The following is a 14,333-nucleotide window of genomic DNA, read 5'->3' as shown; positions in this document are numbered from 1 at the left end:
GTGCCTGACATGCCGATCAAGACCAGTCTCAAGCGTGCCAGCGGTTGGCTGTACCTCAACTCTCCCAAGGGCCGCAGCCAATTGCGTGGCGCCGGGGTAATCCTCATGCTGCACCGGGTGCTGGCTGACGACAGCAGTGCCGCCCTGCCCCATCGCAATGAACTGTGTGTCGGCCCCGAGGCCTTCGAGCGCCTGCTGCGCTGGTTGCAACGGCATTTTGACTGCGTACACCTGATGGACCTGCTCAGCAGTCACCAGCACCCCAGAGGCAGCAGCCGTCCCAAGGTGGCCCTGACCTTCGATGACGGCTGGCGCGACAACGCCGTGCATGCCTTCCCGCTGCTGCAACAGTACCAGGTGCCCGCGAGCATCTTCCTGTCCACTGATTTCATTGGCAGCCGTCAGCGATTCTGGTGGGAGAGCCTGGGTGAAACCCTCTGGGGCAGCCATGGCGAAACGCCCCGTCGAGCCCTGATTGAGCAACTGCGCAAAATGGGGCGGCCACTGCCCGCTGCCTATTTCATGAACGAACGGCCGCATGCTCGCAGCCAGGCCCTGGCCAAGTACCTGCAAAGCCTCAAGACCCTCAGCCCGCAGGCTCTGCATCTGCTGACCGACGCCTGCCCGCTGGAGTCCATGCCACAGGCTCTGGACTGGCATCAGGTGCACCAACTGGAGAATTCCGGGTTGATCAGTTTCGGCCCACATGGCGCCAGCCATGCATTGTTGCCAGGTCTTGATGATCAGCGCCTGGAAGAAGAGCTGAGCCGCAGCCACTTCGCCCTTCAACAAGGCTGCAAGCAGCCGCTGCCGGTTTACTGCTATCCCAATGGTGACCATGACGCACGGGTACGCGAACGCCTCGCCGCCCATCGTTACCCTTATGCCCTGAGCACCCGCGCCGGCATTTGCCAGGGCCATGACGACCCACTGGCGCTGCCGCGTATCGGCGTCAGCCAGCGCAACGCCAGTCGGCCGTCACTGCTGGCCTGGCGCATCAGCCGTGGGGGCCGCTCATGAGCCGTAGCCACTATATGCGTCACCTATTACTGAGCATGGGTACGCGCTTGGCGATGATCGCTCTGCGGCTTTTGCGTAACGTCCTCTTGGCGCGCATCCTCGGACCTAGCGAACGGGGCCTGTTCGCCCTGCTCAGCACCTTGCCCGACCTGATCAGTGCCGCCACCAGTGGTGGCTTGAACACCGCCGTCGGCTATCAAGCCGCCAAGCAACGCTCCATGGGCCTGCTGCTCACTCAAGTGCTGATCTTCGGTTGCCTGGTGGCCGGGTTGTTGACCCTGCTCTGCGTGGCCCTGGCCCGAGCATTCGGTAACGAACTGGAAGTGACCACGCAATTGGGCCTGCTGGCCTGGTTGCTGTTGTTGGCGGTGCCGCTGACAGTGCTCAAAAGCGGCTTGCTGACCCTGCACAACGCCACCGGTGGCGTAGGCGCCTTCAACGCCCTGCGCCTGAGCGAATCGCTGGCACCACTGCTGCTGTTTCTCGGGTTGTTCTGGATGTGGCACAACGCGGCGCTGGAAGCGGCGCTGATCAGTTGGTTGCTGGGCATCAGCCTGGTGGTTGTACTCGGCTTGTTCTGGCTCGGACGCCAGCATTCTATCCGCCTGTGCTGGGACCGCAGCGGTCAGCGCGAGCTACTCAGCTACAGCGCCAAGAGCCACCCTGACGTGTTGTTCCAGCAGGTGATCCTGCGCTCGGACTATCTGTTCATCAGCGCCATGCTCGGCAGTACCGCGCTGGGGCATTACGCCATGGCCAGCGCCGCCGCCGAATTGCTGCTGATCGTCCCAGAAGCCGTCACCACGCCTTTGATGAAGCGCCTGCTGCAGCAGGATGCCGGCATGGACAAGATCACTCCGCTGGCCCTGCGCCTGACCGCGACGGTCATGCTCGGCGCCTGCCTGAGCATGGCGCTGATCGGTGAATGGTTGATCGTTACCTTGTTTGGCGCCGAGTACCAACCCGCTTATCCAGCGTTGCTGGCGTTGCTGCCAGGGCTGTTCGGCCTGTGCTATGCCAGCATCCTGCGCCTTGACCTGCTGGGTAAGAACCGCCCCGGCACGGTGTCACTGATGATGGGTGTGGGTGCGGCGCTGAACCTTGTGCTCAATATCGTGCTGATTCCGGCCTACGGCATTGTCGGTGCCGCCATGGCCTCGTCCATCGCCTACCTGGCGGTGACAGTGGCGATGCTGGTGCTCTACTGCAAGCTCAGCCGCGTACCGCTGTGGCAGACCTTGCTGGTGCTGCCCAGCGACTTCGCCCCACTGCGCCAGATGCTGCAACGGAGGCCCGCATGAGCGCCCCCTTTTCAACCGCCAGGGCAGACACTGCCTGCCTTGACCTGGAGCGTTTCACAAGAGCGCACCTCACCTGCCAAAAACAGGAGGCACCATGAGTGCTTTGAGCAAGATCCAGGACCGCATCAAGCGCAAAGGACTGCGCAATACCCTCAACGCTGGCGTTAAACGCTACCTGTTCTATCACTGGGAATTGTTGTGGATGGAGCGAGACCTGGTCAGCCCCGTGCCACCGCATAACCTCAAACCTTACCCACCGCTGCGGGTTGAGCGTATTACAGTACTCAACGCCGGGGCCTTCGCGCGCTATTTCGGCGACCGCGTCGACACCATGCGCGAATTGGCCGCTGAAGGTCATACCGGGCTGATGTTTCTTGACGATGCCGGCGATACCGTGGCGTTTATCTGGGGCAGCCTGCGTCACTACCACGATCGACATTTTTACGGTTGCTGGTTTCCGGTAGAGCCAGGGCAATTCTTCGAGTTCGGCGGCGAACTGACCCGCAAGTACTGGGGCACGGAGCTTTCAGTAGACCTGCAATTGGAGCTTTGGAAAGCCATGGCCGCGCAAGGCTGTGACACCGTGGTGGATGTTTGTGAAAGTCACAACATCCCAGCGCTCAAGCTGCACCTGCGCATGGGTTACAAGGAACAAGGCCGAATAATGAACGTGTACTGCCTGTTCGGCCGCTGGAAGTTCTTCCGCGAAAGCCGCTACAGCGGCTCACGCCTGGAGGCCCTGCGCAAGCCGGCCCCCAGTCCCACTACTGTTACGGCGACCTGAGCCTATGCAAATGGACTTGAACTGGTACCCCTCGCTGCGCGCCGCCGACTTTCCCGCCGACGCCTACGAGCAACTGCGCCAGCGCTTGCCCGCCAGCACGCCCTTCAACCACCTTGGCTGGCTGCACGCCGCCGAGGCGGCGTTGCCTACCGAGCAGCAACTGCAGGTGCTGGTCGGCCATCATCAGGGGCGGCTGTGTCTGTGCTTGCCGTTGATTCGTGGCCGCGAACGCTATGGCCCACTAACGGTGCAGGTGGTACGCCACCTGGGCTATCCGATGAGTGACCGTATCGCCCTGCTCGCCGACCTGCCCACGGGCGCGGCGAAACAGGTGCTGCGAGAGATACGACGGCACCTACCCCATGCGGTGTTGCAACTCAATGAAGTGGTTGATGCGCTTGCACCGCGCCCGGTGCTGGGCGCCTGGGCACGGCGCAGCTCGACCCATGAACAACGCCTGAGCTGTCGGGTACCGGTACACCGCATCGTTGAGCAGGACCGCCAGGAAATCAGCGGCGATCCACGCTACAAGCTGCGCCGCGCACGCAAGCGCATTGCCGCCTGCGGCGCCCAGGTGCGGCGAGTGATCCCCGACGCCAAGTCGATCACCACGCTGCTCGACGCAGTTGCCGACGTTGAGGAACAGAGCTGGAAAGGCAACGACGAGGTCGGCATCTTCTGCGGCCCCTCCCGGCGTCAATGGATGTATCAGGCGTTTACCGCCCTGGCCGCTCAAGGGTTGGTGCGCATGGTCTTGCTGGAATTGAACGGACGCTGCCTCAGCTACCGTCTGGGTGTGTTCGAGCGCGGGCGGATCTACGACTACAACCTGGCCTTCGTACCCGCCTACGCCGACCTTGGCAGTGGCCGGGTGTTGCTTGAGGAATGGATACATTGGGGCCTGGACGATGGCTGGGACTGGGTCGATGCCTCACGGGTGAGTTTGGAGAACTCAAGCCATCAACTGCACGAACGCATGAGTGACCTGTGTGAGCAGCATCGTCTGAGCTACTACAGCTGGCGTCCTAGCGGTATCGCGTTGGGCCTGGGCTTGCGATTGTGGCAACGCTTCAAACCGCAGTTGCAACGCTTGCGTCAAACGCCCACGGCAACCATTGCCACCCCCCTTGCCAAACAGGAGAACGGCGATGCCCTCACAGGTCATAGTCAACGCTGACGATTTTGGCCTCAGTGTCCATACCAACGCGGTGATCCTCCATGCCTTCCAGGCCGGGTTGATCAGCTCAGCCACGGCCATGGCCAACATGCCCGCGTTCAAAGCCGCCTGCGTGCTCGCCCAGCAGCCGGCCTTGCGCGGGCGAATCGGTTTGCACTTCAACCTCACCTTTGGTCGACCGTTGAGTGAAGCCATTGCCACACAACCACGCTTTTGCGCCCCCCACGGTGAGTTCGACCTGCGCCTGAAACGCCGGACCCTGCGCCTGAGCCCGGGTGAACGCGAGGCGGTTGAACAAGAGTTGCAGGCGCAGTGGCAGCAGTGCCTAAGTCAGGGGCTGATGCCCAGCCATCTGGACTCGCACCAGCACGTGCATAACATCTGGCCAGTGGGTGAAATCGTCGCCCGCTTCGCGGCCCGTGAAGGCGTTCCGGTACGGTTGGCGCGCAATCTTGGGCACAACATAGGGCCCGCCAAACGCCTGTTCAAGGCCCTGCTGAACCGCCGCATTCGACAACTTGCCGGGGCCACCGCCGACTTCGTCTGCACGCCTGCCGATTTGCGTGCAGGGCTGGCGCCGGAACATGGCGTGCTGGAAATCGTTGCCCATCCCAGCGCCTTGGGTGGGCACGATTTTGGTGATGCTTACTTGGGTACGGGAGAGTCGCTCAAAACACTGGTCGACCAGCGTTTGTCGGGGGTACCGCGGGTAGGGTATGCGGTGCTGGGAAATGCAGTGGTGTCAGCCGATTACACATAAAAACACGCTAGGCAACAGCACCACAGACTGTAACCGCTACCGAGGCTAACCGTTGAGCAGGCTACGCCGCTCGTGGTGCGCCTTCAGCCAATCCTGGAGCATCTGCGCGGGCATCGGTCGCCCCATCAGAAAACCCTGGCCCTGATCGCAGCCGGCATTACGCAAAAAATCGTACTGTGCCTGGGTCTCGATACCTTCGGCAGTGATGCGAAAACCGAGGGCATGGCCCAGGTCGATGATCGCCCGGGTGATGGCCACTGCGTCGTCATCGGCGGGCAAGTCCTTGATGAACGCACGATCAATTTTCAGGTGGTCGATGGGTAGCGACTTAAGGTAAGCCAGCGATGAGTAACCCGTACCGAAGTCATCCACGGCGGTCACGACCCCCATCGCCTGTAGCTGCGCGAGCACCGCGCAGGCCTGCTGCTGGCTTTCCATCAGCAGGCTTTCGGTGATTTCCACCTCCAGCAGCGTGGGCGCAAGGTCGTAGCGTTTGAGGGTGCGCGTCAGGCTGGCAACATAGTCACTACGTTCAATTTGCAAGGCCGCGACATTGATCGCCAGCGGACCAGGCAGGCAGTCGCTCGCACGCCAGGCAGCCAGTTGCTCGCACGCTAGCTCCAACACCTTTTCACCGAGGGGAATAATCAACCCCGTGCGTTCGGCCAATGGAATGAACTGCGCCGGCGACACCAGGCCATACTCAGGATCGCGCCAACGCAACAGCGCTTCGGCCCCTTCGACACGGCCACTGAACAGGTCGATCTTGGGTTGGTACCAGAGCTCGAATTCATTGTTTTTCAGTGCACGACGCAGGTTGCGCTCCAGACACAGGCGCTCTTGCAGGCGCTGGGTCATGTCCGGGTGATACAGGCGCCAGGCATTGCGCCCACTCTCTTTGGCGGCGTACATGGCGGTGTCGGCATGGCGCAGCAGACGATCGCTGGACTGGCCATGTTCAGGGTACCAGGCCAGACCGATACTGCCGGTGACCAACGCGGCGTTGCCTTTGAGATCAAACGGCAATTGCAAGGTTTGCAGCAACCCCTGAACCCGCTCGATACAGGCTTGCTCAGCGCCCATAAGCAAAAAGGCGAACTCGTCCCCCCCCAAGCGGCAGAGACTGTCCTGGCCATCGAGCATCTGCACGAAACGCGCAGTAGCCTGTTGCAGCAAGAGGTCACCCATCGCATGCCCAAGGCTGTCATTGACCTGCTTGAAGCCGTCAATATCCAGCACCAACACCGCCAGACGTTCGTCGCGATTGATGGCCGCTTGCAAGCGTTGATTGAACAACAGTCGGTTCGGCAAGCCAGTAATGGCGTCGTAATGTGCCAGGCGCTCCAGTTGCGCCTGTGACTGCTTGAGTTCGCGGTTGCGCAGGTTGATCAGGTGGTTGCTGCGATTGAGCTGGGCGACGAATACACTGAATAACCCGGTACAGGTCAGGGCAAACAGGAACAAGGGCGAGGCGAACAGACTCATTGACGGCCAGCCACCCAGCGGGCTCGCGGCCAATTGCCAGAGCCCGCCCGGTACGTCGACATTGACCGTCACGGCGTGCTTGTCAAACAGTGTCGGATCGCCCCAGATCATCCCACCCGCGGAGCCCTGACCATCAGCACCGCGCAGCGCTAGCTCAAAACCGGGGTCCAGGTCCAGGCCCGCTGCGCTAAGCAAGTGGTCGATATCGGCGACGATCGAGACATTGCCCCAATACAGTTTCACGCCCTTGTGGCCCTTGAGAAACACTGGCCGTCGATAGATCAGTCCTCGCCCGCCCTGGTACATCTGCACGGGACCGGCCAGCACAGGGCTGTAGTGGTCACGGGCACGTTGCAACATGGGGTACTGATCCGGCAGGTGACGATAGTCGACGCCGACGATGCTCTCGTTGCCCTTGAGCGGGTAGACATCGGCAACCACATCACCGGGTGCCACGGAGATATGCCGAATATGCGGCACTGAGGCAATCGCCTGACGGGCCATGTCATGAAAATGCTCGGGGCTGATGTCACCGTCAGCACTGAGTAACTGGGCAATGCCTTCGGTTTCGCCGAACGCCGAGCGCAATTGTGCTTCAAGGGCGGCTCGCACCCCGGATAGACGCGCCCCAGCGTTCGCTACCAGTTCGCTTTCCTGGCGCTGCACATCCAGGCGGCCGAGCGCCACCGACAGGCTGATGCCAATCAGCGCAAAGCCAATGGGCAACAAGCGATTGAGGGTAGTGCCAAGGGCTTTGGGCAGGACCAGTTTGTCATCAAGGGCAAGGGTTCTTGTGCTCATAGGTCCGTAATTCACATCGGATTACTGCTTTATCGGCGCTATCGGCGCAATGTTGAGGGGCGCTGGCTTTTTTTAGCGAGCTGGCGTTATGCTCGGACTGAAACGTTTCACCCATTACAGAAAAAGAGGTGCTGCGCCCATGGACCGTCTGCTCGATTCGCTGTTTCCCACCGCCAACGAGATCCCCGAGGCCTACCGTCTAGGTGAGCCGCTGGTGCAACGCGAGTACCTGGTCAACGGCCAGTTGCAACGCTGGGATGGCCCGCTGGCGACGGTGCGCAGCCCGGTATGGCTCAAGACCGGTGATACCGAGCAGCAAGTGATCCTCGGCAATACGCCACTGCTCGATGCCGACACCGCCCTCACCGCGCTGGATGCCGCTGTTCACGCTTACGACAAGGGCCGCGGCACTTGGCCGACCCTGCGCGTGGCCGAGCGGATCCAGCATGTCGAGACCTTTTTGGGCAAGATGCGTGAGCAACGCGATGCGGTGGTCAAACTGCTGATGTGGGAAATCGGCAAGAACCTCAAGGATTCTGAGAAAGAGTTCGACCGTACCTGCGACTACATCGTCGACACCATTAATGCCCTCAAGGAACTTGATCGCCGCTCCAGCCGTTTTGAGCTCGAGCAAGACACCCTGGGTCAGATCCGTCGCGCTCCGTTGGGCGTGGCGTTGTGCATGGGCCCCTACAACTACCCGTTGAACGAGACATTCACCACCCTGATCCCGGCACTGATCATGGGCAACACCGTGGTGTTCAAACCGGCCAAGTTTGGTGTGTTGCTGATCCGGCCACTGCTCGAAGCCTTCCGCGACAGCTTCCCCGCCGGGGTGATCAACGTCATCTATGGTCGCGGCCGCGAGACCGTCAGCGCGCTGATGGCCAGTGGCAAGATCGACGTGTTCGCCTTTATCGGCACCAACAAAGCGGCCAGCGACCTGAAAAAACTCCACCCACGCCCACACCGTCTTCGCGCGGCCCTGGGCCTGGATGCGAAAAACCCGGGGATCGTGCTGCCCGAGGTGGACCTGGATAACGCCGTCAATGAAGCCGTCACCGGGGCCTTGTCGTTCAACGGTCAACGCTGCACGGCGCTGAAAATCCTCTTCGTGCATGAAGACGTGGTGAACAGCTTTCTCGATAAATTCCAGCGCAAACTGGCTGCGCTGAAACCGGGCATGCCCTGGGAGCCCGGCGTGAGCCTGACGCCACTCCCTGAAGCGGGCAAGATCGACTACCTGAACGGCCTGGTTGCCGATGCAGTGGAAAAAGGCGCTCGTGTCATCAACGAAGGCGGCGGTGTCAGCCGAGGTTCGTTCTTTTACCCCGCCCTACTCTACCCGGTCAGTGCGCAGATGCGTGTTTATCAAGAAGAACAGTTCGGCCCGGTGGTGCCCGTGGTGCCATACCGCGACCTGCAGAGCGTGATTGACTACGTGCTTGACTCTGACTTCGGCCAGCAACTGAGTATCTTCGGCACCAACCCGGCTGAGGTCGGGCGCCTGGTCGACACTTTCGCCAACCAGGTCGGGCGGATCAATCTCAACGCCCAGTGCCAACGTGGCCCGGACACCTACCCGTTCAACGGCCGCAAGAACTCCGCTGAAGGCACCCTGTCGGTACACGATGCCCTGCGGGTGTTCTCGATCCGCACCTTGGTGGCGACCAAATTTCAGGAGAGCAACAAGCAACTGATCAGCGAGATCATCCGCAACCGTGACTCGAGCTTTTTGACCACTGATTACATTTTCTGACTGCCGTTTGTCCTGCGCCGCCGATTTTGATTTGCCCAATGGCCGAAACTGTACAAATATACAGTTTCGCGCCCTCTATCCTGCGGCGCGCTAAGGAGGATCTATAAAATGGCCGTCAAACCAATCCCCGAAGGGCAACACACCATCACCCCCTACCTGGGTATCAAAGATGCCGCCAAGGCCATCGACTTCTACACGGCTGCGTTCGGTGCGGTAGTAATGTTCCGCCTCGACAGCCCCGATGGGCGTGTGGGCCATGCTGAACTGAAAATCGGCGATTCGTCGCTGATGCTCGCAGACCCGTGCGACATGGACGGTGGCCTGGTCAGCAGTCAATCGCTCAGTGGCGCCGCGATCGGCCTGCACCTGTATGTCGATGATGTTGATGCGCGCTTCGCCCAGGCCATCAAGGCCGGGGCCACTCAGGTAAGGGCCGTAGAAAATCAATTCTACGGTGACCGCAGCGGCACCTTGAAAGACCCGTTCGGCAATCTCTGGTTCGTCTCGTCCCATGTTGAGGACGTCTCGGTGGAAGAAATCCGCGCCCGCGCCGCCAAGCTGTTTGGCGGGCAGTAGCCCTGGTGCAGCCCGGTTTGCCGACCATGGCCGCCAGCCGGGCTTTGCATTAAGGTGGCAGGCAAAGGAAGAGCTGGCCAGGACAGTCAATGCGAATCATCGAAAAAAACACTGCGCTGGTGCGCACCCTAACGCCTGCCGAAGATGAGCTACTGAGCCGTTTTGTCCAGGGTGACCTGGCCGGTCCACGTTTGCTGCAGGCCAACCAACTGCTGCTCAAGATCCGCGCGGCCGGCCACTGGCTGGCCTGCGATTGCCAGCCACGGGCGATGCCGATTCTCAACGTCAACCTCAATGGCAATACCGGGACCCTGTTTCTCAAGAACAACCCTGGCACCGCCGATCACGCGCCTGACTGTGCCTTCATCAAAGAAGAGCGCGAAGCCAGCCGTGCCGAGGAGCCCGAGATTCTGCCGGCAGCCTGGCTCCCCCCGGATACACCCTTGCGCCTGATCGGTGATTTTCGTCGCGCCGCCCCTGGCAGCACGGGTGACAGTAGCGACAGCGGCGACAAACGTGAACAGCATCGTCTGCTGTCTTTGCTGCTGACCCTGATTGAAGCCGGTGGTTTGAACGTCTACGCCTCGCACTTGAAAATGGACCTGACCGGCCAGTTTGCCCAATTGCGCAGCGTTGCCAGCCGTTACCCCTTGATCGAACGAGTACCGGCCAGCAACTACCTGGAAACCCGCCTGGACATGAAGCACATGATGATGCTCAAGGCGCGGTTGCGAGACTCCAGTGCTTTCGGCAATCACCGTCGCTATGGTTTGTTGCTCGACTGCGTCAGCCAGATCAAGGCACGCAAGGTCTATAACGAACGCAGCGACGACGGTTTCGACTTCCAGGGCCATCACTTGCTCTGGGGGGGGAGCAAGACACCGGGGCCACTGCTGGCCCTGGCCATCTACTCGCCGGCCAGTGCGGGCAGCCACTTCTACGAATTGATTCATGTTGCCAGCGTTCCAGTGCTGTCACGCGGGCAGCTGTTCCCGGTGTACCGCGACGAAGAGCGCGAGCCACTGAAAATGCTTATTTCGGTAATCGACTGGATGGCCAGCAAAGGTGTGCGGGTTATCATGCGCCGCCCGGTCATTGGCGGCCAAGGCATGGACGCGCTGGTGCTCAGCTCCGACCAGGACCGGGTCCTGTCGGTATCGCTGACGGAGCAACCGCTAGGGCCTGAGCCGGAAGGCGAAACCTTCAAACGCTACGCCGACTTCAAGAGCCTGGAGACCTTTCGCAAGTATGTAGCAGGCTTCTTCATGCGTGGCCGTGAATAGCATAGCCAGGCGCCGAAACACCGCTGGTCGTCTACATCGCACCCGAGGCAACGCCGAAGGCCCAACGTCAGGAATCCTCATGAAAAAGGAGTTTAACCATGACCCGCCCAGCCTTCGTCGCCCTGCTCTTCTCTGCCTTTCTCGGCACCCAGGCCCTGGCCGGCAGCACCGGCCCGACCAATCCCAATCCCGATACAGCCCCAGCAACACCCGCTTTGCCCGGGGCCAACACGGGTACCAACCCTACACCCCCCACCCTTCCTGACGGCAGCGACCCTCGGACCCAGGGCAATGACAGCGGTCGCCAGGGCGGTGCCGACACCGATGGAACTCGCCAGGACCCCATGGAAGGGACAAGACCACAAACCGGTAGCGAAGGTGAGGGTAACGCTGACAGCAACTGATACCCCTACCACTGGCGCTTGTCCGGTCGCGTCAACCCCAACTTTTCGATACGGTAACGCAACATATCCCGGCTCAAGCCCAACAGCCGGGCCGACTTGGTGACATTCCAGTCGGTCCGGTCAAGCATTTTGCGCACCATATCCCGCTCCACTTCCGGCAGGCTGGTAGACATTGGCGTCTCGCCATTGCCATGACTCTCATGGAACACCGGCGTCGGCATTTCAAACGGTTCATCCACCAGGCTCATGCACACATTGAGCTGATGCGGAGCAATCTCCTCGGTAGGCGCCAGCAACACCGTCTGTTCAAGCATGTTACGCAGTTCGCGGACGTTACCGGGCCAACTGTAATTGAGCAGCAACTCCTCCGCTTCGGGACTGAAGTAAAGGTGCGATTTGCCATAGCGTTTGCCATGTAGCGCCAGAAAGTGCCGGGCCAGCAGCAGAATATCTTCCCCACGGGCATACAACCTGGGAACCTTGATCGAAATAATGCGCAGGCGAAAGAACAGGTCACGGCGAAACTTGCCCTGTTGCACCATCTGCTCAAGGTTGCAGTTAGTGGCACTGATGATGCGCAAATCAACCTTGCGCTCCTTCACCGCGCCAATACGCCGAATCGTGCGGTCTTCGAGCAGTTTCAGCAACTTGGCCTGCAACAGCAGGTCCATCTCGCCGATCTCGTCGAGGAACAGCGTGCCACCATCGGCAGCCTCCACCAGGCCTACTCGCCGGTCTTTGGCGTCGGTGAATGCGCCTTTCTCATGGCCAAACAGCTCGGCCTCCAGCAGATTGGCCGGGATCGACGCGCAGTTGAACTCAATAAACGGCCCTTTGCTGCGCGCACCGTCAAAATGCAAGGCACGGGCGACCAATTCCTTGCCTGTGCCCGTCTCGCCCTCTACCAGCACCGGCGGTAGATCCCCGCTGGACATACGCTGCTCAGCATCCAGCAGCTGCTTGAGCGTGTGTTTGAGCCCAAGCATGGCCGGCGACTCGCCAATCAACGACTGGCCACCGGATTTCTGCGCTTCACGCTCCTGATAGAACGACAATGTCCGCTCCATGCGCTCCGTCGCCAAGGCCTTGTCGAGCATTAGCTTGAGTTCAGCCAGCACCACCGGTTTAGTCAGATAGTGAAAGGCGCCCTCCTTCATTGCCAGCACGGCGTCTTCGACGTTGCCGTAGCCGGTCATCATGATCACCTTGAGCTCCGGCGCCCGCACCGCCAACGCCTTGATCAGCTCATGGCCGTTCATGCCTGGCAGTGAGTTGTCCGTCAAAACCGCATCGGGTTGACACTGTTGCAGTTGCTCCAGTGCTTGCTCGGCGCTATGGCAGACGGTGACCTCGAAGCCTTTACGTTCCAGATAGGTCTGAATATTTTCCGCGAGGATTTCATCATCCTCCACCACCAGGATGCTGTGCTCCATGGTCCCCTCCCGCTGCAACATTGAATATCAGGCAAACGCGGGTTCCTTCCTCTTCGCGGCTGGTCAGGCTGACCGCGCCGCCGAAACGCTCCATTATTCGTTTGACCAACACCAGGCCAACACCCAGGCCGCCCTGCTTGGTCGTGAAAAAAGGTTTGAAGACCATGCGCTCTTGCTGCTGGCTCATGCCCTTGCCGGTATCACTCAAGGTTAGCTGGATCTTGCCTTCAGCTGGCAGCTCCAGCACCTCCAAGGTCAACCGGCCGCCGCCGGGCATCGCTTCGAGCGCATTGGAGAACAGGCTGTTGAGGATCTGTGTAAGCAGCACCGGCTGACTCACCACCAACGCCGTCGGTGGCGTGCTGACCTGCAATTGCACCTTGTTGCGTTCAGTTTGCTGGGCGAAGGCGCTGCAGGTGTCTTCAATGGCTGCAATCAGGTCAACAGCTTCGGCATCGTCCTTCAACGGCCGCAATGACACCAGCAACTCCCTCACCCAACGCGACATACGGTCGACCTGATTGATGATGTCACCGATGTTTTTCTGTGATCGGTCACTGGCAATTTCCTGGGCCAGTTCGGCGCTGGAGCGAATGGTTGCCAACGGGTTGCGCAGGCTATGGGCCACGGCCGAGGACATCTCACCCAGCGCGACAAAGGTTTCACTGGCCACCAGCCTGGTCTGCTGGGTGTGCAACAGGCTCGCGGCGCGGCGCACAATCCAGAACAGGCCGAAATAGATCAGCGCACCACCGAGCAACGTCGAGGTCCAGATCAGTACGTAGCCCCGCTGAATCCGCCGTATCAGGTCCTGAGGCTCCTTGTAGACCTCGACCATCGACAGCACCTTGCTGCCACTCTCATCGAACATCGGAATGTAGTTCTCGATGAACAGGTACTGCGGCGCACGCTGGAACTTCTGTTCTTCGCGGTCTTCATCGGCCTTGTGGTAACTGGCCGAGACCGGCACTTGCGAATTGAACGATTCGTCGAGGTCGTCATCACCCTCGATCTTTTGCCCGATCAATTGCGGATTGGTCGACCAGACAATGGTCCGGTCATGGGCATAGACATTGGTCAACAACGTGTCGGGCAGGTGCTCGACGTGGTCGAGGAACTCGATCCGGGTGGATGCCGCCAGGTCAGCGCTGACGCCTGGATGCTGGTGATCCATGCGTGGGTCGAGCAACTGCGCCATCGTCGTACCGGGCGGAATCCGCGAATGGCGTACCTCAGCTTTGGCCATCGCCTGGATGAACTGAGCGGTGAGCATGGCATCGCGCTCGACGCTGTCGTTAACCACAAATTGCGTTGAGACATAGCCAAGGCCCACCGCCACCGAAGCAATGATCAATAGACTGACCAGCGAGAACCAACGCAGCAAGTTGAACTCGCGCAAGGTCCGCTCGGAGGAAGCCGGGGTGGGTTGGCCCTCATCGGCCACTTTCTTGTTCAGCACCTGCATCGGTCGTTCCTTGCGGGCTGTTTTTTTCTTACAACTTATAGCCCAGCCAGGTTACGGCGTTGCACAACAATACTAATGGCCAGTC

12 protein-coding genes are annotated in these 14,333 nt (G+C 60.4%); 9 read left to right on the top strand and 3 right to left on the bottom strand.

From position 1 onward, the window contains the following. Positions 1-9 precede the first annotated feature (9 nt). The 5 genes from CX511_RS11805 (at position 10) to CX511_RS11785 (ending at position 5,042) form a co-directional block, all read left to right on the top strand. Complete coding sequence (locus tag CX511_RS11805; protein ID WP_101293321.1) at positions 10-1,020, top strand: polysaccharide deacetylase family protein; 1,011 nt, start codon at positions 10-12, stop codon at positions 1,018-1,020. Beyond that, positions 1,017-2,321, top strand: coding sequence for an oligosaccharide flippase family protein (locus CX511_RS11800; RefSeq protein ID WP_045179848.1), 1,305 nt, complete (start codon positions 1,017-1,019; stop codon positions 2,319-2,321). The genes CX511_RS11805 and CX511_RS11800 overlap by 4 nt, the downstream gene beginning before the upstream one ends. Before the next feature lie 94 nt (positions 2,322-2,415). Then, a complete protein-coding gene (locus tag CX511_RS11795; protein WP_045179846.1) occupies positions 2,416-3,105 on the top strand; it encodes a GNAT family N-acetyltransferase in 690 nt (229 codons plus the stop codon). A 4-nt stretch (positions 3,106-3,109) separates the two neighbouring features. Next, complete coding sequence (locus tag CX511_RS11790; protein WP_045179844.1) at positions 3,110-4,282, top strand: GNAT family N-acetyltransferase; 1,173 nt, start codon at positions 3,110-3,112, stop codon at positions 4,280-4,282. Next, entirely contained in the window at positions 4,254-5,042 is a 789-nt protein-coding gene (locus tag CX511_RS11785) for a ChbG/HpnK family deacetylase (RefSeq protein ID WP_101293352.1), read from the top strand. The genes CX511_RS11790 and CX511_RS11785 overlap by 29 nt, the downstream gene beginning before the upstream one ends. 45 nt (positions 5,043-5,087) lie before the next feature. Here the strand turns inward: CX511_RS11785 and CX511_RS11780 are convergent, their stop codons facing one another. Then, the gene (locus CX511_RS11780) at positions 5,088-7,328 is read right to left on the bottom strand and encodes a putative bifunctional diguanylate cyclase/phosphodiesterase (protein ID WP_101293322.1); all 2,241 of its coding nucleotides are present in this window, start codon (positions 7,326-7,328) and stop codon (positions 5,088-5,090) included. Between the two features lie 139 nt (positions 7,329-7,467). Between CX511_RS11780 and CX511_RS11775 the strand changes: the two genes are divergently transcribed. The 4 genes from CX511_RS11775 (at position 7,468) to CX511_RS11760 (ending at position 11,350) form a co-directional block, all read left to right on the top strand. Next, on the top strand, positions 7,468-9,087 hold the full coding sequence (locus CX511_RS11775) for an NADP-dependent glyceraldehyde-3-phosphate dehydrogenase (RefSeq protein WP_045179838.1): 1,620 nt from the start codon (positions 7,468-7,470) through the stop codon (positions 9,085-9,087). A gap of 108 nt (positions 9,088-9,195) precedes the next feature. Next, the gene (locus tag CX511_RS11770) at positions 9,196-9,663 is read left to right on the top strand and encodes a VOC family protein (RefSeq protein WP_045179836.1); all 468 of its coding nucleotides are present in this window, start codon (positions 9,196-9,198) and stop codon (positions 9,661-9,663) included. Positions 9,664-9,752: 89 nt separating this feature from the next. Then, positions 9,753-10,946 carry a DUF8534 domain-containing protein gene (locus CX511_RS11765; RefSeq protein WP_045179834.1) on the top strand — a complete coding sequence of 398 codons (1,194 nt, stop codon included), beginning with the start codon at positions 9,753-9,755 and terminating at the stop codon, positions 10,944-10,946. Positions 10,947-11,044: 98 nt separating this feature from the next. Continuing rightward, positions 11,045-11,350, top strand: a complete 306-nt coding sequence (locus tag CX511_RS11760) for a hypothetical protein (protein ID WP_101293323.1) — start codon at positions 11,045-11,047, stop codon at positions 11,348-11,350. 5 nt (positions 11,351-11,355) lie between these two features. Here the strand turns inward: CX511_RS11760 and CX511_RS11755 are convergent, their stop codons facing one another. Then, complete coding sequence (locus tag CX511_RS11755; RefSeq protein ID WP_045179830.1) at positions 11,356-12,783, bottom strand: sigma-54-dependent transcriptional regulator; 1,428 nt, start codon at positions 12,781-12,783, stop codon at positions 11,356-11,358. After that, positions 12,752-14,248, bottom strand: coding sequence for a sensor histidine kinase (locus CX511_RS11750; protein ID WP_045179828.1), 1,497 nt, complete (start codon positions 14,246-14,248; stop codon positions 12,752-12,754). Before CX511_RS11750 ends, CX511_RS11755 begins: the two co-directional genes overlap by 32 nt. Positions 14,249-14,333: the final 85 nt, after the last annotated feature.

The sequence above is a fragment of the Pseudomonas sp. S06B 330 genome, from assembly GCF_002845275.2.
Taxonomy (GTDB): domain Bacteria; phylum Pseudomonadota; class Gammaproteobacteria; order Pseudomonadales; family Pseudomonadaceae; genus Aquipseudomonas.
Note: the sequence above shows the minus strand (reverse complement) of the source record. Positions and strands in the feature narration are given on the sequence as shown.